The organism is Pseudomonas sp. B13(2017) (genome assembly GCF_002113245.1).
Taxonomy (GTDB): Bacteria; Pseudomonadota; Gammaproteobacteria; order Pseudomonadales; family Pseudomonadaceae; genus Aquipseudomonas; species Aquipseudomonas putida_Z.
Genome location: NZ_NEJX01000015.1, coordinates 68,882 through 88,600 on the forward strand (window position 1 = coordinate 68,882; position 19,719 = coordinate 88,600).

The following is a 19,719-nucleotide window of genomic DNA, read 5'->3' on the forward strand; positions in this document are numbered from 1 at the left end:
GTGTATTAAGTGTGTCAAGCAACTTTTGAAACGGGCTTTCTGCTTGCCTTACTTAGATGCTGTGGTGGATTATGATGAGCTTGAACAAGGAGTCGCCCGGTGAATGCAGTCGAAGTCCTGGCCAGTGTCGATATCGTCGCCCTGCGCATGGCCCCCGAAGCTCAGCATCTGCAGGTGCTGTTGCACCGTCGTGAGCGTGAACCGCATGCCGGCCAGTGGGCCTTGCCCGGGGTGATCGTCAATGGCCGCACCCCCGACACCAGCCTGGAAGCTGCTGCCGAACGCGCGCTGCGCGAGAAAACCCAGGTCGTACCGTGCTACATGGAACAGGTGGGCACCGAGGGCAATGCTTTCCGCGACCCGCGTGGATGGTCACTCAGCACCTATTACCTGGCATTGCTCGAACCCGGGCAGGTCGTTGAGGGCGAGCAACTGGCGTTTTTCGACTTGGACAGCGTATTGGCGCGCAAGGTGCTGTTGCCCTTTGATCACAACCTGTTGGTGGAGCGGGCCCGTGAGCGGCTGGCGGCGAAGACGGTGTACAGCAGCCTGCCGCTGTACCTGCTGGCGGAGAAGTTCACTGTGCTGGATGCGCTAGGTGCGGTGCAGGCGTGCCTGGGGCAGGCGGTGAACAACACCTCGCTGCGCAAACGCCTGGAGCGCTTGCGCGAGCTGGGGTGGGTGAGGGACACCGGGGAGAAGAACCAGCCCAGGCTGGGCCGGCCGCAGCAGTTGTATCAGTACACACCACAGGGGGAGCGGGCGTTCATGTTTGATCGCAGCCTGCTGCCTGAGGGCGCTTAGTCGCCTGTACCGACCTCATCGCCGGCAAGCCAGCTCCCACAGGTAAAGCATCAGGCTAGAGCCCTGTGATTACCCTGTGGGAGTAACTGTCTTGTGCTGCCTGAACGGGCCTCATCGCCGGCAAGCCAGCTCCCACAGGTACTGCACAATGCTTGAGGCCTAAGCGGTCGGGTGGGAGCCGGCTTGCCGGCGATGAGGCCCGTTCAGGCAAGCACATTCATCAATGCGCGCAGCGGCTGGTATCGCCTTGTTCCGCTGGTGCCTTGCGCGCCGCCGCCAGGATGGTCGCCAGCACGATCAGCGCAGCGCCAGCGGCCATGCGCAGGCTTGGCTGCTCACCGAACAACCACCAGGCGCCGATGATCGCGTACACCGGCTCCAGCGCGATGATCATGCCGGCCGTGCGCGCTTCCAGGCCTTCCAGGCTCTTGACGAACAGGAATTGCGACAGCCCGGTGCAGAACACGCCCAACAGCGCCAGGTTGACCCAGTCACTGCCAGCCAGGCTGGTGTTGCCCAGGTGAGTGAAGGCAAACGGCGCCACCAGCGCAGCCACCACCACGTTCTGCCAGAACGCCACTTGCATCGCGTTCATGCTCGAGCCGTTGCGGCGGTTGGCCACGGTCAGCAGGGCGAACGCCAGGCCCGAACCCAGGCCCCAGAGCAGGCCGACGGTGCCTTTGTCGAGCAAGTCGAAGGTCGGTACCACCAACACCAGACCGGCCGTGACCATCATCAGCAGCAAACCTTGCACGGCACCGATACGCTGGCCGAACACGCCGCGCTCGATCATGGCGATGAACGCCGGGAAGCTGGCGAAGCCCAAGGTGGCCACGGCCACGCCGCCAACCTTCACGGCGATGAAGAAGGTTACCCAGTGGGCAGCCAGCAGGGCGCCGGTCAGGCCCAGCACCGGCAGGTTGCGCAGGGTGAGGGCGTCGAGCAGGCGCGTGCCCTTGAGCCCGGCGACGAAGCCCAGGGCGATGAAGGCAAAGGTGGCGCGGCCGAAGGTAATGATGCTGGCGTCGGCCTCGATCAGGTGACCGAGGATACCGGTCAGGCCGAACAGCACAGCGGCGATATGGGCAACGCACAGGGCGTTACGGTGGCCGGTGGCAGCACCGGCTACGGGGATTGAAGTCGCGATCATGGCAGTCAAGTCTTCACAATGTGGCGCGCGCAAACACTCCCGGCTGGCGCGGCGCGGGTCTCTAATACTGGGAGTTTTATCGTTATGAGCCCGGACGAACTGCCCGGTGCAAAAAGGCGCCACAGCGTTGGAATTGTGAAGCGAGGCTGTTTTACTCGCGAATACCGCACCGATCAGCCCACGGCGCGGGGCTGGTCGATGTGTGTATTATTTTTGTAGACACAGTTCTGAGGCCGATCGCGGGCGACGTGTGCTTGTCTGATCGCGACATCGGTTGTTGCCTTGCTGCGCCGCGTCACTCGTCGCCGTAGTTCATGATCGACAACAGGCGGATGGGTACCTGCACCAGCTGCTCGGGGCCGTGCGGGGTCTCGCCGTCGAAGGTCAGGCTGTCGCCGGCCTGCATGTGATAGAGCTGGTTGCCGTGGCGGTACACCAGTTCACCCTCCAGCAAGTGGAGGAACTCGGTGCCGGGGTGGGCGAAGGTCGGGAACTCTTCGCTGGCGTCGTCCATGGTCACCATGTACGCCTCGAAGTTCTTCTTCGGCCCCCTGGCGTGATTGAGCAAATGGTAGGTGTGGCCTTTCTCGGTACCGCGGCGCACCACCTCCAGCCCTTCACCGGCTTTCACCAGCAAGGCATTGCCGTCGGGCTGGTCATATTGGCTGAACAGCTTGGCCATCGGCATGCCCAGCACGTCGCACAGGCGGCTGAGGGTGTCGAGGCTGGTGGACACCTGGGCGTTCTCGATCTTGCTCAGCATGCCTTGGCTGATGCCGGCGATGCGCGCCACGTCGGCGAGCTTGAGGGACTGGGCCTGGCGCTGGCGCTTGATCTGCAGGCCCAGGTACTGCTCCAGGCGAAGGCGCGGTTCGGTTTCGGTTGGCATCGAATGTCCTGCACGGTTTCAGTTCAAGAATAAAGTTTTCGCACTGGGAAAGTGCGAAATGCAGCTGCGGTGGCTGCATCTTTCCTCGGGTGAAAACAAGTTTCCCATAAATGGAGCATGGAAATCTGCTTGGGTTTTGTGCTGGCCGTACCGGCCTCTTCGCGGGCACGCCCGCTCCTACAGGCCCGCGAAGAGGCCCGAACAGGCAACACAAGGTTGCACCCTGAACAAAGTTGGCAAGCGCATTGCATTCCTATGAGGAAAGTAAGTTTCCCCAGCGGAATCATTGCCCCTTGCCCAGGAGTGTTCAACCCATGTTGCCAGCAGAAACCCAGCGCACCCTCGATCAGCACGGCATCAAGTACGTGCTGGCGCAGTTCGTCGATATCCATGGCTCGGCGAAGACCAAATCGGTGCCGGTCTCGGGCCTGAAGATGGTGGCCGAGGAGGGCGCCGGCTTTGCCGGGTTCGCCATCTGCGGCATGGGCATGGAACCGCACGGCCCCGACTTCATGGCCCGCGGCGACCTTTCCACCTTGATCCCGGTACCGTGGCAGCCGGGTTACGGCCGGGTGGTGTGTGTAGGCCACGTAAACGGCCAACCCTGGCCCTACGACAGCCGCTACGTGTTGCAGCAGCAGGTGCAGCGCCTGGCCGACAAAGGCTGGACCCTGAACACTGGCCTTGAGCCCGAGTTCAGCCTGTTCCGCCGCGACGAGGACGGCAAGCTGCAACTGGTGGACGCCTCCGACAACCTCGACAAGCCGTGCTACGACTACAAGGGCCTGTCGCGTTCGCGGCTGTTCCTCGAGCGCCTGACCGAGGCGTTGCAGCCGGTGGGCTTCGACATCTACCAGATCGACCACGAGGACGCCAACGGGCAGTTCGAGATCAACTACACCTACAGCGACGCCATGGAGTCGGCCGACCGCTTCACCTTCTTCCGCATGGCCGCCGGCGAGATCGCCAACGACCTGGGGATGATCTGCTCGTTCATGCCCAAGCCCGACCCCAAGCGCGCCGGCAATGGCATGCACTTCCACCTGTCGCTGGCCAGCAGCACCAACAAGAACCTGTTCCATGACCCGTCCGACAGCAGCGGCATGGGCCTGTCGAAGCTGGCCTACCACTTTGCCGCAGGCCTGTTGGCCCATGGCCCGGCGCTATGCGCCTTCGCCGCGCCCACGGTCAACTCGTACAAGCGCCTGGTGGTCGGCCGCTCGCTATCCGGCGCCACCTGGGCCCCGGCGTTTGTCGCCTACGGCGCCAACAACCGCTCGGCGATGGTGCGCATCCCCTATGGCCGCCTGGAGTTCCGCCTGCCGGACGCTGGCTGCAACCCGTACCTGGTCACCGCCGCGATCATCGCTGCCGGCCTCGATGGCATCGACCGTCAGCTGGAGCCGGGCGAGATGTGCAACGAGAACCTCTACAACCTGAGCCTGGAAGAGATTGCCGCACGCGGCATCAAGACCTTGCCGCAGTCGTTGAAGGAAGCCGCCGACGCCCTGGAGGCCGACCCGCTGTTTCGCGAAGTGCTGGGCGCCGAGATCGTCGACGAGTTCATCAAGCTCAAGCGCATGGAGTGGGTGGAGTACTGCCGCCATGTCTCCGACTGGGAAATCCAGCGCTACACCGAATTCTTCTGACCGCCCCCCAATCCCTTGGGCGGCCAGCACGAACGCGGTCGCCCACTGCCTAGTAAGGAGCATCACCATGTGTGGAATCGTAGGTCTGTACCTGAAAAAAACCGAGCTGGAAGCTCAGCTCGGCAAGCTCTTCGAACCCATGCTCGAAGCCATGACCGACCGTGGCCCGGACAGCGCCGGCTTTGCCATCTACGGCGACGAAGTGGCCGATGGCTGGGTCAAGCTGACCCTGCAGGCCACTGACATCAACTACCCCTGGGCGGCGCTGATGGGCCAGCTGGAAGGGCGCCTGGGCTGCTCGCTGGACTGGTTCCAGAACGCCAGCGCCGCCGTGCTCAAGGTGCACACCAACGAGGCATCGGCCCGCCAGGCTTTGAGCGAACTGGCCCCTGACGTGCGCATCATGAGCGCCGGGCAGAGCATCGAGATCCTCAAGGGCATGGGCCTGCCGGCGGAAATCTCCAGCCGCTTCGGCCTGGCCGGCATGAAAGGCAGCCACATCATCGGCCATACCCGCATGGCCACCGAAAGCGCCGTGACCATGGAAGGCAGCCACCCGTTCTCCACCGGCGCCGACCTGTGCCTGGTGCACAACGGCTCGCTGTCCAACCACTTCCGCCTGCGCCAGGAGCTCAAGCGCGAAGGCATCAGCTTCGAGACCGACAACGACACCGAAGTGGCCGCCGGCTACCTGACCTGGCGCCTGCAGCAGGGCGACAGCCTGGCCCAGGCCCTGGATGGCGCCCTGGAAGACCTGGACGGCTTCTTCACCTTCGCCATCGGCACCCGCAACGGCTTTGCCGTGATCCGCGACCCGATCGCCTGCAAGCCCGCCGTGCTGGCCGAGACCGACGACTACGTGGCCATGGCCTCGGAGTACCAGGCGCTGGCCAGCCTGCCGGGCATCGAGAACGCCAAGGTCTGGGAGCCGGCCCCGGCCACCCTGTACGTCTGGGAACGCGAAAGCGCCTGACCTGCCACCGAATCACTGGAGAACCACATGAAGACGATCGACCTTTCCAGCACCTCGGTGCGTGTCCTCAACCAGTCCTTGCACGGTGAGGTGCAGGACCACGAATGGCGGGTGACCCACCCCGACGGCAAGCACAACCTGGCCGTGGGCATCAACGCCGCCGTGGCCGTGGATATCGAAGGCCACGCCGGCTACTACTGCGCCGGCATGAACCAGCAGGCCAGCGTCACCGTGCATGGCAACGTCGGTGTCGGCGTGGCCGAGAACATGATGTCTGGCTCGGTGCGGGTCAAGGGCAGCGCCTCCCAGGCCGCCGGCGCCACAGCCCATGGCGGGCTGCTGGTGATCGAGGGTGATGCCGGCGCGCGCTGCGGTATTTCCATGAAGGGCGTGGATATCGTCGTCGGCGGCAGCATCGGCCACATGAGCTGCTTCATGGGCCAGGCCGGGCGTTTGGTGGTGTGTGGCGACGCCGGCGATGCGCTGGGCGATTCGCTGTATGAGGTGCGCATCTACGTCAAGGGTGCGGTGCAGTCGCTGGGCTCGGACTGCATCGAGAAAGAGATGCGTGCCGAGCACCTGCAAGAGCTGCAGGAACTGCTGAACAAGGCCGGCCTGGACCACAAGGCTGCCGATTTCAAACGCTACGGCTCGGCTCGCCAGCTGTACAACTTCAAAGTCGACAACGCCAGCGCGTACTGATCCAGGAGCATTCCCATGAGCGAGCAATTCCCCCCGGTACTGCGTGAGTCGGCCACCTTCGACCGCCTGACCATCCAGGAAATCCAGCGTGCCGCCGAAACCGGCATCTACGACATCCGCGGCGGCGGCACCAAGCGCCGCGTGCCGCACTTCGACGACCTGCTGCTGCTCGGTGCCAGCGTGTCGCGCTACCCGCTGGAAGGCTACCGCGAGAAATGCGGCACCGATGTGCTGCTGGGCACCCGCTTCGCCAAGAAGCCGATCCACCTGAAGATCCCGGTGACCATCGCCGGCATGAGTTTCGGCGCGCTGTCGGCCAACGCCAAAGAGGCGCTGGGCCGTGGTGCGACCATCGCCGGCACCAGCACCACCACGGGCGACGGCGGCATGACCCCGGAAGAACGCGGCCAGTCGCAGCACCTGGTGTACCAGTACCTGCCGTCGCGCTATGGCATGAACCCCGACGACCTGCGCAAGGCCGATGCCATCGAGATCGTCCTCGGCCAGGGTGCCAAGCCGGGCGGTGGCGGCATGCTGCTGGGCATGAAGGTGACCGAGCGCGTGGCCGGCATGCGCACCTTGCCGATCGGCGTCGACCAGCGCAGCGCCTGCCGCCACCCGGACTGGACCGGCCCGGATGACCTGGCGATCAAGATTGCCGAGATCCGCGAGATCACCGACTGGGAAAAACCGATTTACGTGAAGATCGGCGCCAGCCGCCCGTACTACGACGTAAAGCTGGCGGTGAAGGCCGGTGCCGATGTGATCGTGCTCGACGGCATGCAGGGCGGTACTGCCGCGACTCAGGAAGTGTTCATTGAACACGTCGGCATCCCGATCCTGCCGGCCATTCCGCAGGCAGTGCAGGCGCTGCAGGAAATGGGCATGCACCGCAAGGTGCAGCTGATCGTCTCCGGTGGTATTCGCAACGGTGCCGACGTGGCCAAGGCCATGGCCCTCGGGGCTGATGCGGTGGCCATTGGCACTGCGGCGTTGATCGCGCTGGGTGACAACCACCCGCGGCTGGATGCCGAACTGAAGAAGATCGGCTCGGCGGCCGGTTTCTATGACGACTGGCAGAACGGCCGCGACCCGGCCGGCATTACCACCCAGGACCCGGAGCTGGCCAGGCGCCTGAACCCGGAGGAGGCCGGGCGCCGCCTTGCCAACTACCTGCGGGTGCTGGTGCTGGAGGCGCAGACCATGGCGCGGGCGTGTGGCAAGTCGCACTTGCACAACCTCGACCCGGAGGACCTGGTGGCGTTGACCGTGGAGGCAGCGGCGATGGCGCGGGTTCCGTTGGCGGGGACCGCCTGGGTGCCGGGGCAGGCGCAGTACTGAGTTATTGGTAATTGGGGCCGCTTTGCGGCCCTTTCGCGACACAAGGCCGCTCCTACAGGGGACCGCGTATCGCCCCCCCCCTGTAGGACCGGCCTTGTGTCGCGATGGGCTGCAAGGCAGCCCCAGGGCACCCCCACCATTCACACAGGAGTGACTCCATGAAGCACCTCACCCTCGCTGTAATGTTGTTAGCCCTGACCACCCGGGCCCACGCCGCCGACCCCACCCTGGACACCGGCAACACCGCCTGGATGATCTGCGCCGCGATGTTCGTGCTGATGATGTGCATCCCGGGCCTGGCACTGTTCTACGGTGGCATGGTGCGGGCCAAGAACTTCCTCTCGGTATTCACCCAGCTGTTCGCCGTTGCCGGGGTGATCGGCATTCTCTGGGTGCTGTTCGGCTACAGCCTGGTGGTAGACACCACCGGCATGGTCGAAGGGCAGTTGACCGTCAACAGCTTCATTGGCGGGCTGGGCAAGGCGCTGATGCTGGACCTCGGCCATGACAGCCTGGTCGGTAGCATCCCCGAAGGCGTGTTCGCGGTGTTCCAGTTGACCTTCGCCATCATCACCCCGGCGCTGATTGCCGGTGGTTTTGCCGAGCGCATGAAGTTCAGTGCTTCGTTGCTGTTCATGGTCGCCTGGTTCGTTCTGGTGTACGCGCCGATCGCGCATATGGTCTGGGGCGGGCCGGGGGCGTTGATGGTCAACTGGGGCGTGCTGGACTTTGCTGGTGGTACCGCCGTGCATATCAACTCCGGTGTGGCAGCGCTGGCTGCGGCGTTGATGCTGGGCAAGCGCAAGGGCTACCCGCAGGTGGCCATGCCGCCGCACAACCTCGGTTTCACCCTGGTGGGCGCCGGGTTGCTGTGGGTGGGCTGGTTCGGCTTCAACGTCGGCTCGGGGCTGGCGGCCAACCAGGCGGCGGGGGTGGTGATGCTGGCGACCATGGTGGCGGCCTGTGCGGGGATTGTCGGCTGGTTGCTGACCGAGAAGGTGGCGCATGGTCGGCCGACGGCCTTGGGTGCGGCTTCAGGGGCTTTGGCAGGGTTGGTCGGGATTACCCCGGCCTGTGCATTTGTCGGGCCGCTGGGCGCGCTGGTGATCGGGTTGTTGACCGGGGCCATCTGTTTCTTTGCCGTGACCCGGTTGAAGCAGGCGCTGGGCTACGACGACAGCCTGGATGTGTTCGGCCTGCATGGCGTGGGCGGAATGGTCGGCGCGATCCTTACCGGGGTCTTTGCCGCGCCTGCGTTGGGCGGTTATGTGGAGGGTGCGTCACCGGTCGGGCAAGCATTGGTGCAGTTGAAGGGGGTGGCGTTCACCTTCGTGTATTGCTTTGTGGTGAGTTGGGCGATTCTGGGGGCGATCAAGCTGACCATCGGCCTTCGGGCCAGCCGGGAAGAGGAAGAACAGGGGCTGGACCTGGCTGAGCACAATGAGCGGGCCTACAACCTCTGATTGATGTGTTGCCTGTACCGGCCTCTTCGCGGGCTTGCCCGCTCCCACCGGGACACCACAGCCTTCGAGGCCGGTGACATCCTGTGGGAGCGGGCAAGCCCGCGAAGAGGCCGGCACTGGTTGAATCAGTGCCCCATGGCCACCTTGGCACTCATCTGCCGGCGACGGTAGGCGCTGTCACGGCTGGCCAGCCACCAGTACAGCGGCGAAGTAACTGCCAGCCCCACCAGCCACGACAGGTCCGCTCCGTTGATATGCTCGGAAATCGGCCCGACATACAGTGGCGTGTTCATGAACGGGATCTGCACCACGATGCCCACGGCATAGGCAATCAGCGCCTGCGGGTTGTAGCGCCCGTAGATGCCGCCATCGACCTGGAAGATCGACTGGATATCGTAGTCACCCTTGTGGATGGCATAGAAGTCGATCAGGTTGATCGCTGTCCACGGCACCAGCACCACCAGCAGCACCAGCACCATGTCGACGAAGTGGCCGATGAAGTCCGCCGAGGCGAACACCGCCACCACGCAGCAGGCCGTCAGCACTGCCAGCGACAGCACGGCGCGGCTCTTGGCGGTGGGGATCCAGCGGTGGGCGAAGGTTTGCACCAGGGTGATGATCGACAGGACTGCGCCATACAGGTTGAGGGCGTTGTGGCTGATCACGCTGAGCAGGAACAGCACCAGCATGATCGGGCCGAGGGTACCGGTGGCCAGCTTGACCGCGTCCATGGTGTCCATGCCGGCCGGGATCGCCAGCACCGCCACGGCGCCGAAGATGAACGACAGGCTCGAACCCAGGGCCGAGCCCAGGTAGGTAGTCCAGAACGTCGAGCTTACCTTCACGTCCGCCGGCAGGTAGCGCGAGTAGTCCGACACGTAGGGCGCAAAGGCGATCTGCCACAGCGCCGCCAGCGACACGGTGGCCAGCCAGCCGGCCAGGTTGAAGCCGCCGCGGGTGAGGAAGTCGTCGCTTTGCACGTGGCTGAAGATGTAGCCAAAGCCGACCACGATGCCGATACCCAGCACCCAGGTGCCGATGCGGTTGAGCACGTGGATGAAGCGGTAGCCGATGATGCCGATGATGCCCGAGCCCAGCGCACCGATGACGATGCCCACCGGTACCGGCACGGCATCGACCACGCCGTGCAGCGACTTGCCGGCGAGAACGATGTTGGAGGCGAAGAAGCCGATGTACATGACACCGGCGATCACCACCACCAGCAGCGCGCCGAGCGAGCCGAACTGGGCGCGGCTCTGGATCATCTGCGGGATGCCCATCTGCGGGCCCTGGGCCGAGTGCAGCGCCATCAGTACGCCACCGACCAGGTGGCCGACCAGGATGGCGACGATGCCCCATACCAGGTTCAGGTGGAACAGTTGCACGCCCAGCGCGCCTGTGACGATGGGCAGCGGCGCGATGTTGCCGCCGAACCACAGTGTGAACAGATCCCTTACCTTTCCATGGCGGTCTTGCGGGGGCACGTAGCCGATCGTGTGTTTTTCTATGAGGGGTGCCGAATTGGCTGCACTGGTCATGACTGACTCCAAGGCAAGGTAGGGCATCGGGAGCTGCCCGGGGGCGTGCCGGCGAAGGGCGACGCGTTCTTGTTGGAGCGATGATGCGGGGCGCGGGGATAACGAGAAATTAGTAAATATGTGCCCATAAACCTTAAAAAACCTAAGGCTGACAAAAGGTTAAGCGGGGGACGGTAGCAAGGAGGGTGCCAGGGGGCGGGAGGGCTTGGGCTAGAGGGGTTTGGGCCTTGTGGAGGCTAGAAGCGGTGTGCTTTGGTGGGGCGCCGTGCGCGTTTGCAGGGCAGATAAAAGATCGCCTGTGCCGGCCCTTTCGCGGGTGAACCCGCTCCCACAGGTACTGCGCATGGCTTGAAATCAATGCGGTCGAGGTGGGAGCGGGTTTACCCGCGAAAGGGCCGGCACAGGCCACAACGCTACATCGGCAACAACCGATCCTGAATCACCTCTTTCATCACCAGGGTCGAACTCAACCGCTTCACATTGGGAATGCTGGTCAGCTGCTCGTCATACAGCTTCTGGAACGCCGGCAAATCCTTGGCCACCACATGCAGCAGGTAATCCGGGTCGCCAAACAGCCGCTGCGCCTCGACGATCTGCGGGATTTCGGCCAGCGCCGCTTCAAAGTCCGCTACCGGCTGGCGAGTGACTTCGCGCAGGGTCACGAACACCAGCGCGGCAAAGTTCAGCCCCAGGGCGCTCGGCGCCAGGCGGGCGTGATAGCCAAGAATCGCCCCTGATTCCTCCAGCGCCTTCAAGCGCCGATGGCAGGGCGACAGGCTGAGCCCCACACGGTCTGCCAACTCGGTCACCGATAGCCGACCGTCTTTTTGCAGTTCGGCAAGGATTTTTCGATCAGTCCTGTCCATCGAGAAGGATCTTCCAGTAATTGAGGGCTGTTGGGGAATATACGAAAGAAAATCCCTCGGCGGAATCCGTAATCTTTCGTCATCCCAAAGCAGTGGAAAAAGGAAGATTCAAGTGGCTCTCAGTGTTCTGACGGCGTTCTGGGCCGTGTCGATGCTGTTCGTGATTACCCCGGGCGCGGACTGGGCCTACGCCATTTCGGCCGGCATGCGCGGGCGCTGGGTGATGCCCGCGGTGGCGGGGATGTTGTCGGGGCATTTCCTTGCGACCCTGGTGGTGGCGGCCGGGGTCGGCAGCCTGCTGGCCGGCCACCCGCTGGCGCTGACCTTGCTGACCCTGGCGGGGTGCAGCTACCTGCTGTGGCTGGGTGGCAACCTGCTGCTGAGCCCGGCATTGCCGGCGGCCGGGCAGGATGGTGCGGGGGAGTCGGGGTCCCGCTGGGCATTGAAAGGGTTTTGCGTCAGTGGCCTGAACCCGAAAGTGTTCCTGCTGTTCCTGGCACTGTTGCCGCAGTTCACCGACCCGCAGTCGAGCTGGCCGGTGCCGTTGCAGATCTTGCTGCTGGGCCTGGTGCACCTGTGCACCTCGCTGGTGATCTACTCGCTGGTCGGTTATGGCGCCAAAGCCGTGCTGAGCACCCGGCCAGGGGCGGCGAAGCTGGTTGGCCGGGTGTCGGGGGTGGCGATGATCACGGTGGCCCTGGGCTTGATAGCGGGTCAAATAAGTTGAGTTCACTGGCCTCATCGCCGGCAAGCCAGCTCCCACGGGTTCAATGCCGGGCCTGAGCCATGCGGGGTACTTGTGGGAGCTGGCTTGCCGGCGATGAGGCCAGTACAGACGACAGACAAAGCCTCGGATAAACTCGCAGCACTTCAACGCACAACCAGGATGTGCCCCATGCCCGAAACCACGCAACTGCTCACCTTCGCCCTGATCTGCCTCGGCATGGTCCTGACCCCAGGGCCGAACATGATCTACCTGATCTCCCGCTCGATCTGCCAGGGCCGCAAGGCCGGGCTGATTTCGTTGGGTGGTGTGGCCCTGGGCTTCGTCATCTACATGTTCTGCGCCGCGCTGGGCATCACCGCCCTGGTGATGGCCGTGCCTTTTGCCTACGACGCGCTGCGCATCGGTGGCGCGCTGTACCTGTTGTACCTGGCCTGGCAGGCGCTGCGCCCTGGTGGCCGTTCGCCGTTCCAGGTTCGCGACCTGCCTGCCGACAGCCCGCGGCGGCTGTTCACCATGGGCTTTGCCACCAGCCTGCTCAACCCCAAGATCGCCGTCATGTACCTGTCATTGATGCCGCAGTTCATCGAGCCGGGGCATGGCAGTGTGCTGCTGCAGTCGCTGGTGCTGGGGTCGACGCAGATCGCCATCAGCGTTTCGGTCAATGCACTGATCGCGATCATGGCCGGGTCGATCGCCGTATTCCTCGCCGGTCGCCCGCTGTGGCAGCAGGTTCAGCGCTGGCTGATGGGTACGGTGCTGGCGGGCCTGGCCGTGCGCATGCTGGCCGAAGGACGGCGTTGACCGCTAGGCCTCAGGCGGCGGCTCCTGGGGCAGGTACAAGGTAAAGGTGGTGCCCTGGCCCGGCACACTGTTCACCTGCACATCGCCCCCGGACTGCTTGGCAAAACCGAACACCTGCGACAGCCCGAGCCCGGTGCCTTCACCTGGTGCCTTGGTGGTGAAGAACGGGTCGAAGATGCGCTCCAGCAGTTCGGCGGCAATGCCGCCACCGCTGTCGCTCACCGAAATCGCCGCGAACTGGCCCGGCTGTGGCGCCTGGCCGCGCAGGGCGGGCAGGCGCTGGTCGGCCTGCAGGCGCAGCTGCAAGGTGCCTTCGCCGGCCATGGCATCGCGGCCGTTGAGCATCAGGTTGATTACCGCGGTTTCCAGCTGGTTGATGTCGGCGCGGATATGGCAAGGCGCCTGCGGCAACTGCAGCTCGACCTGGATCCGCGCACCGGTGGCCGTGTCGAGCATGTCGGCCATGGCCTCCAGCCGGGGCCCGGCCTCGAACACTTGCGGGCTCAGGGCCTGGCGGCGGGCGAAGGCCAGCAACTGGCCGGTCAGCCTGGTACCGCGGTCGACGGTGTCGGACATGGTCTTGAGGTAGCGCTCGCGGCGCTGTGCGTCGAGGTTGGGGCGCTGCAGAAAATGCAGTGACGAGCGAATGATGGTCAGCAGGTTGTTGAAGTCATGGGCCACGCCGCCGGTCAGCTGGCCAATGGCTTCGAGCTTCTGGGTCTGGCGCAGCACGGCTTCGGTATGCAGCAGTTGGGTGGTGCGTTCGTCGACGCGCTGTTCGAGGGTGGCATTCAGCGCCTCCAGTGCCGCCATGGCCTCGCGCACTTCGGTGTGGGCCTGCACCCGCTGGACATGCGCCCAGGAGCGCTCGGTGACTTCGCTGATCAGCGCCTGTTCATAGTGGGTCCATTCCCGTGGCGCCTTGTCGTGGATGGCCATCAGCGCGGTCAGCCGGCCGCCTTTGATCAGGGGCATGCAAATGGTCGCGGTAATGCCGATGGCCTGGAAGGTGGCAGCTTCCTCGGGGGACAGCTCGCTCAGGTTGTCCTGGATGACCAACGGCAGGCCACTGCGCAGGCGGCCGAGCGCCAGCTTGCCGAAATCCTGCAAGCGATAGCGGCCCAACAGATGCGGCGAGCCGGGCGCCACGGCGTCACCGCAGATGGTGAAACCGTCTTCGTCGGGCTCCATCACCGCATAGGCGCAACTCGACAGTTGCAGGTGCTCGACCAGCATGCGCGTGGTAGTGGCAAGGATCTGGTCCGGGTCGGTGGCGTCGGCCACGGCACGGCCCAGGTCGTCGAGGAATTTCAGGCGCTGGTTGGCGAGCACGCTGGCGGTGGTTTCGGTGACTGTATCGAGCATGCCCAGCACCTTGCCGTCGTGGTCGCGGATGGGGCTGTAGCAGAAGGTGAAATAGGCCCGTTCGGGGCCGCCGTTGCGGTCGATGACGAGCGGGAAGTCTTCGATGTACACCGCCTCGCCGGCCAGGGCGCGGTTGGCCATGTGGCCGATGTCGGCCCAGGCTTCCTGCCACACGGCGCGGAAGGGGATGCCCAGGGCCGAGGGCTTTTGCCCGAGTATCTGCGAGAAAGCGTCGTTGTGCAGGGTGAGCAGGTCAGGGCCCCAGAGCACGGCTTGCGGGAAGCGCGAGGCCAGGCACAGGGCCAGGCTGGTTTTCAGCGGGTCGGGCCAGTGCTGCAGCGGGCCCAGTGTGGTGGCGGCCCAATCGTGGTTGCGGATGCGCTCGGCCATCAGCCCGCCGCCGTCTAGCCATTTTGCCATGTGCTCTGCTGGTCCTTTTGCGTAAGGCCTTAAGGGTGCATCCAGAATAGACGTTTGGCGAGAATTTTTGGTGGCTGTACCGGCCCTATCGCCGGCAAGCCAGCTCCCACAGGACTGCACATGACATGAAGTCGATGCGGTCCAGGTGGGAGCTGGCTTGCCGGCGATAGGGCCGGTACAGGCTAGCGAATGAAGTGCACCTTGCCAGTGTCGTCATTGCCCATGTAGATGCCATAAACCCCGGCCTGCCGCTCGAGGATATAGCGCTCGAGAATCTGCCGGATTGCCGGGTAGTAGATTTCGTCCCACGGGATCTCGTCCGGCTCGAAGAACCTGTACGCCAGCGTTTCCGCCCCGTACTGCCCGGTTTCCTCGGTGGCGATGGCGCGGAAGATGATGTAGACCTCGCTGATCCTCGGGACGCTGAAGATCGAGTACGGCGAGACGATTTCGGCACGTACGCCGCTTTCTTCCCAGACCTCGCGCAGGGCCGCCTGCTCGGTGGTTTCGCCGGCCTCCATGAACCCGGCCGGCAAGGTCCAGGTGCCGGGGCGCGGCGGGATGGCGCGCTGGCACAGCAGGTACTTGCCATCACGCTCGATGATGCAGCCGGCGATGATCTTCGGGTTGATGTAGTGGATGTAGCCGCAACCGGTGCAGTGCAGGCGTTCGTGGGTGTCGCCTGTGGGAACGCCCCGGGCCAGTTCCGTGGTGCAGTGCGGGCAGTAGCGCGGGGCGTTGGGCATGATCGGTGGCCTGTGGGTGGCTTATATGCGTGGGTCCTTCAAGGCCAGGGGCTCGACCATCTCGCGCACCTTGACGTTGTCATCCTGCTTCTGGCGCAGGTAGTCCAGGGCCACCTTGGCGGCGGCGCGGACGTGGTCGACCGAGGCCTGGTGGGCAACCAGCGGGTCGCCGCTCTTGATCGCCTCGACGATCTTTTCCATTTCGCGGTTGCTGGCGCCGCGGCGGTTCTCCTGCGACACCGAGGTGGCGCGCAGGTAGCTGATGCGCGCCTGCAACTGGCGCAGCTGCTGGGCCGCCACCTGGTTGCCGGAGCCTTCCAGCAGCACATCGTAGAAACCTTGTACCGAGTCCAGCACCTGTTGCAGTTCGCCTTCTTCGAGGGCTTCGCGGTTGACCTCCAGCGCGCGTTCCAGGGCGCGGATGTCCTTGGCCTTGGCGTTGAGGGTGAACAGCTGCACGATCAGGCCTTCGAGCACGCAGCGCAGCTCGTAGATGTCGCGGGCGTCTTCCAGGGTGATGATGGCCACGCGCGGGCCCTTGGCGTCGGCGAATTCCACCAGGCCTTCGGATTCCAGGTGGCGCAGGGCTTCACGCACCGAGGTGCGGCTGACGCCGAGGCGGTCGCAGAGGTCGCGCTCGACCAGGCGGTCGCCTGGCAGCAGGTGGAAGTTCATGATCGCGGCGCGCAGCTTGTCGAGCACGATTTCGCGCAGGGTAACGGGGTTGCGGTTGACCTTGAAGCTGTCGTCGAGTGGCTGGCGTTTCATCAAGTGCGCTCTTAAAGAGGCTGCCCGGCCGCAACCGCAACAGCACCACGAACCTTGGGTGCTCCTTGCGTGGGTTCGAACAGCCCGGTGTTAACGGGTTGACTCCGCATCGGCTTCAGCGAACGCTTCGCGGGCCAGGCGGAAACTGTCCACCGCCGCGGGCACGCCGCAATAAATGCCGACCTGGAGCAGGATCTCGCGAATCTGTTCACGGCTCAGGCCATTACGCAAGGCGCCGCGAATGTGCAGCTTGAGCTCGTGGGGCCGGTTGAGCGCGGAAATCATGGCCAAGTTTATCATGCTGCGCTCTTTGAGCGACAAGCCTTCGCGGCCCCAGACGTGGCCCCAGCAGTATTCGGTGACCAGCTCCTGCAACGGCTTGGTGAAGTCGTCGGCGTTCTGGATCGAGCGGTTGACGTAGTCCTCGCCCAGCACCTGGGTGCGGATCTGCAGGCCTTTTTCGTACTTTTCATTGCTCATGTGCAGTACTCCGGAATAAAACAGGGGACGCAACCGAGGGTGAGACGATAACGCGGCCCCTAAAAAAGGGTGAAACAGGGGCCGCTGTGCGGCCCATCGCCGGCAAGCCAGCTCCCACAGATACAGCGAAGGGCCACAGGCCTGTGGAATCCCTGTGGGAGCTGGCTTGCCGGCGATGGGCTGCACGGCAGCCCCGGCGATCTCAAGGTCAGCCCAGGGGCGGCAGGGCGCCCAGCTTGCCCTTGTGGTAGACCATCGGGGTCACCGGCTCGGCCGGCAGCACCAGGTTCTTCACCGCGCCGACGATGATCGCGTGGTCACCGCCGTCGTACTCGCGCCACAGTTCGCACTCGATGATCGCCGTGGCCTTGGCCAGCAGCGGATTGCCCAGCTCGCTCAGGTGCCAGTCGATGCCTTTGGCCTTGTCCTTGCCCTTGCCGGCGAAGGCATAGGCCTCGGCGGTCTGGTCGGCGGACAGCAGGTGAATTGCGAACTGCTTGCTGTCACGCAGGATGGGGTAGGTGTCGGAGGCGTAGTTGGGGCAGAACAGCACCAGCGCCGGGTCGATCGACAGCGCGCTGAACGCGCTGGCGGTTATGCCGACGATGCCACCGTCGGCGTCGAGGGTGGTGACCACCGTGACGCCGGACGGGAAGGAGCCCATCACGTCTTTGTAGATGCCTGGTTCGATCATCTTGTGCTACCTCTTAGCGCATCACAAACGGGTCGGGCATCGGCGCGGTGGACAGGTTGATCCACACGGTCTTCAGCTCGGTATAGGCCAGCACCGAATCGATGCCGCTCTCACGGCCGTAGCCGCTGTTCTTGAACCCGCCGATCGGCGCCATGGCCGACACGGCACGGTAGGTGTTGACCCAGATGATCCCCGAACGCACGTCGCGGGCCAGGCGGTGGGCACGGCCCAGGTCGCGGGTCCAGATGCCGGCGGCCAGGCCGAACTGCGAGTCGTTGGCGATGGCCAGGGCCTCTTCCTCGGTCTTGAAGCGGATTACCGCGGCAACCGGGCCGAACACCTCTTCCTGCATGATGGTCATCGAGTTGCTGTCGCACTCGAACAGGGTCGGCTCGTAGAACCAGCCGTCACCCTCGACTTCGGCACGCTTGCCGCCCATGTGTAGCTTGGCGCCTTCGGCCTTGGCTGCGGCCACCAGGCCTTCGACCACGGCCAGCTGTTGCGCGGTGGCCATGGGGCCCATTTCGCTGGCATCGTCCTGCGGGTTGCCGATGCGGATGCGCTTGGCGCGGGCGATCAGGCGTTCGACGAACTCGTCGAAGATCTCGTCCTGCACCAGCAGGCGCGAGCCGGCCACGCAGCTTTGCCCGGAGGCGGCATAGATGCCCGCCACGGCGCCGTTGATGGCGCTGTCCAGGTCGGCGTCGGCGAAGATGATGTTCGGCGACTTGCCGCCCAGCTCCAGCGACAGCTTGGCGAAGTTCTCGGCGCTGCTGCGCACCACGTGGCGGGCGGTGGCGGCGCCGCCGGTGAAGGCGATCTTGCGCACCAGCGGGTGGCGGGTCAGCGCCGCGCCGGTGCTGGGGCCGTAGCCGGTGACCACGTTGACCACACCAGCCGGGAAGCCGGCCTCGAGGGCCAGGCGGGCCAGCTCGAGGATGGTCGCCGAGGCGTGCTCGGACGGTTTGAGCACGATGGTGTTGCCGGCGGCCAGGGCCGGGGCCAGCTTGATTGCGGTGAGGTACAGCGGGCTGTTCCACGGGATGATCCCGGCGACCACGCCGATCGGCTCGTGCACGGTGTAGGCGAACAGGTCGGGCTTGTCCAGCGGCAGGGTGCCGCCTTCAAGTTTGTCGGCAAGGCCTGCGGTGTAGTGGAAGAACTCTGGCAGGTAGCCGACCTGGCCGCGGGTTTCGCGGATCAGCTTGCCGTTGTCACGGCTTTCCAGCTGGGCCAGGTGTTCCTTGTTTTCGGCAATCAGGTCACCCAGGCGACGCAGCAGCTTGCCGCGCGCGGTGGCGGTGATGCTGCGCCACTCCTTGCTGTCGAAGGCACGCTGGGCGGCCTGCACGGCCAGCTCCACATCGGCCTCGTCGGCGTCGGGCAGTTGCGCCCAGGCCTGGGCGGTGGCCGGGTTGAGGCTGTCGAAGGTCTTGCCGCTCTGGGCATCGCGCCATTGGCCGTCGATGCACATCTGGAAACGAACGAGGGTCATGCAACAATCCCCTTGGCGGATTCGGTGAGGGTGCGGGCTTGCGCGAGGAAGTCCAGCAGCATCTTGTTGACTTCACGCGGTGCTTCCACCGGCATCATATGCCGTTGCTCGGCGAGGACCACGCTGTGCGCGCCAGGAATGCTGGCGGCAAGCTGGCGGGTCATGGCCGGGGTGGAGCCCGAGTCGAGTTCGCCGGTGGCGATCAGCGTCGGCACCTGGATACTGGCCAGGTCGGCGGCGCGGTACATGTCCTGGGTGGCGAACAGCGAATAAGTGGTGTGGTAGCCCTGCGGGTCGTTGCTCGCCAGCACCTGGCGAATGGCGGCGACCTGCGCCGGGTTGGCAGCCTTGTATTCTCGGCTGAACCAGCGGTCGAGCGCGGCGTCGACGTTGGCGTCGGGGCCCAGCTGCGCAGCCTGGGCGGCGCGGGCGATAACGCCGGCACTCTGCTCGGGGGTGCGGTTGAACACGCTGTTGAGCACTACCAGTGCGGCCAGGCGCTGCGGGTAGCCGAGGGCGAACGCCCGGGCGACCAGGCCGCCCATGGAGAAGCCGATCACGGTGGCTTGCGCGATCTGCAGGTGGTCGAGCAGTTCGGCGAGCTGGGCGGCATAGCCTTCCAGGCCGATGTCCGCGGCCGGCAGTGCGCTCTGGCCGTGGCCGAGCATGTCGTAGGCGATGACGCGGTAGTCGTTGGCCAGGCCAACGAACTGACCGCCCCACATTTCCTTGTTCAGGCCCACGCCGTGGATCAGTACCACGGGTTGGCCCTGGCCGACGGACAGGTAGCTGGTGCCGGCGGGTGTGCGTTCAGCGACAGGCTGAATCATGGAGGGCGCTCCTTGAAG

At 64.8% G+C, this 19,719-nt stretch carries 19 protein-coding genes; 8 read left to right on the forward strand and 11 right to left on the reverse strand.

All coding sequences use genetic code 11. The features are described from left to right. Positions 1-99: 99 nt before the first annotated feature. The gene (locus CAG44_RS19050) at positions 100-804 is read left to right on the forward strand and encodes an NUDIX domain-containing protein (protein ID WP_025338779.1); all 705 of its coding nucleotides are present in this window, start codon (positions 100-102) and stop codon (positions 802-804) included. A 220-nt stretch (positions 805-1,024) separates the two neighbouring features. Here CAG44_RS19050 and CAG44_RS19055 read toward each other — a convergent pair whose 3' ends face one another. Then, the gene (locus CAG44_RS19055; protein WP_085692780.1) at positions 1,025-1,954 is read right to left on the reverse strand and encodes a DMT family transporter; all 930 of its coding nucleotides are present in this window, start codon (positions 1,952-1,954) and stop codon (positions 1,025-1,027) included. A gap of 295 nt (positions 1,955-2,249) precedes the next feature. Next, positions 2,250-2,843, reverse strand: a complete 594-nt coding sequence (locus CAG44_RS19060; RefSeq protein ID WP_025338781.1) for a cupin domain-containing protein — start codon at positions 2,841-2,843, stop codon at positions 2,250-2,252. Positions 2,844-3,157: 314 nt separating this feature from the next. On the opposite strand from CAG44_RS19060, the gene glnT reads away from it, so the two are divergent. The 5 genes from glnT to CAG44_RS19085 all read left to right on the forward strand — a co-directional run bounded on the left by glnT (position 3,158) and on the right by CAG44_RS19085 (position 8,971). Continuing rightward, on the forward strand, positions 3,158-4,492 hold the full coding sequence (gene glnT, locus CAG44_RS19065) for a type III glutamate--ammonia ligase (protein ID WP_015270738.1): 1,335 nt from the start codon (positions 3,158-3,160) through the stop codon (positions 4,490-4,492). A gap of 67 nt (positions 4,493-4,559) precedes the next feature. Beyond that, complete coding sequence (locus CAG44_RS19070) at positions 4,560-5,465, forward strand: glutamine amidotransferase family protein (protein ID WP_085692781.1); 906 nt, start codon at positions 4,560-4,562, stop codon at positions 5,463-5,465. 27 nt (positions 5,466-5,492) lie between these two features. After that, positions 5,493-6,167 carry a protein glxC gene (locus tag CAG44_RS19075; protein WP_025338783.1) on the forward strand — a complete coding sequence of 225 codons (675 nt, stop codon included), beginning with the start codon at positions 5,493-5,495 and terminating at the stop codon, positions 6,165-6,167. Between the two features lie 15 nt (positions 6,168-6,182). Continuing rightward, positions 6,183-7,508: an FMN-binding glutamate synthase family protein gene (locus tag CAG44_RS19080; protein ID WP_013973039.1), complete on the forward strand. Its 1,326-nt coding sequence runs from the start codon at positions 6,183-6,185 to the stop codon at positions 7,506-7,508. A 158-nt stretch (positions 7,509-7,666) separates the two neighbouring features. Next, positions 7,667-8,971 (forward strand): ammonium transporter, encoded by a 1,305-nt coding sequence (locus CAG44_RS19085; RefSeq protein ID WP_085692782.1) that lies wholly within the window; start codon positions 7,667-7,669, stop codon positions 8,969-8,971. A gap of 125 nt (positions 8,972-9,096) precedes the next feature. Here CAG44_RS19085 and CAG44_RS19090 read toward each other — a convergent pair whose 3' ends face one another. Next, positions 9,097-10,509, reverse strand: a complete 1,413-nt coding sequence (locus CAG44_RS19090; protein ID WP_085692783.1) for a cytosine permease — start codon at positions 10,507-10,509, stop codon at positions 9,097-9,099. Between the two features lie 413 nt (positions 10,510-10,922). Further along, complete coding sequence (locus CAG44_RS19095; protein ID WP_015270735.1) at positions 10,923-11,375, reverse strand: Lrp/AsnC family transcriptional regulator; 453 nt, start codon at positions 11,373-11,375, stop codon at positions 10,923-10,925. 112 nt (positions 11,376-11,487) lie between these two features. Between CAG44_RS19095 and CAG44_RS19100 the strand changes: the two genes are divergently transcribed. Together CAG44_RS19100 and CAG44_RS19105 are read left to right on the forward strand one after the other, a co-directional pair. Then, positions 11,488-12,102: a LysE family translocator gene (locus CAG44_RS19100; protein WP_085692784.1), complete on the forward strand. Its 615-nt coding sequence runs from the start codon at positions 11,488-11,490 to the stop codon at positions 12,100-12,102. 168 nt (positions 12,103-12,270) lie between these two features. Then, positions 12,271-12,903: a LysE family translocator gene (locus tag CAG44_RS19105; protein WP_023660833.1), complete on the forward strand. Its 633-nt coding sequence runs from the start codon at positions 12,271-12,273 to the stop codon at positions 12,901-12,903. Positions 12,904-12,906: 3 nt separating this feature from the next. Here CAG44_RS19105 and CAG44_RS19110 read toward each other — a convergent pair whose 3' ends face one another. The 7 genes from CAG44_RS19110 to CAG44_RS19140 all read right to left on the reverse strand — a co-directional run bounded on the left by CAG44_RS19110 (position 12,907) and on the right by CAG44_RS19140 (position 19,701). Then, a complete protein-coding gene (locus CAG44_RS19110; RefSeq protein WP_085692785.1) occupies positions 12,907-14,688 on the reverse strand; it encodes an ATP-binding protein in 1,782 nt (593 codons plus the stop codon). Between the two features lie 182 nt (positions 14,689-14,870). Then, positions 14,871-15,434, reverse strand: coding sequence for an NUDIX hydrolase (locus tag CAG44_RS19115; protein WP_085617095.1), 564 nt, complete (start codon positions 15,432-15,434; stop codon positions 14,871-14,873). Between the two features lie 21 nt (positions 15,435-15,455). Further along, entirely contained in the window at positions 15,456-16,202 is a 747-nt protein-coding gene (locus CAG44_RS19120; RefSeq protein WP_013973031.1) for a GntR family transcriptional regulator, read from the reverse strand. Between the two features lie 90 nt (positions 16,203-16,292). Beyond that, positions 16,293-16,682, reverse strand: coding sequence for a carboxymuconolactone decarboxylase family protein (locus CAG44_RS19125; RefSeq protein ID WP_008100863.1), 390 nt, complete (start codon positions 16,680-16,682; stop codon positions 16,293-16,295). Positions 16,683-16,890: 208 nt separating this feature from the next. Further along, positions 16,891-17,376, reverse strand: coding sequence for a flavin reductase family protein (locus CAG44_RS19130; RefSeq protein ID WP_003258675.1), 486 nt, complete (start codon positions 17,374-17,376; stop codon positions 16,891-16,893). A gap of 13 nt (positions 17,377-17,389) precedes the next feature. After that, entirely contained in the window at positions 17,390-18,871 is a 1,482-nt protein-coding gene (locus tag CAG44_RS19135; protein ID WP_015270730.1) for an aldehyde dehydrogenase, read from the reverse strand. Next, on the reverse strand, positions 18,868-19,701 hold the full coding sequence (locus CAG44_RS19140) for an alpha/beta fold hydrolase (protein WP_025338790.1): 834 nt from the start codon (positions 19,699-19,701) through the stop codon (positions 18,868-18,870). The genes CAG44_RS19135 and CAG44_RS19140 overlap by 4 nt, the downstream gene beginning before the upstream one ends. Between the last annotated feature and the right edge of the window lie 18 nt (positions 19,702-19,719).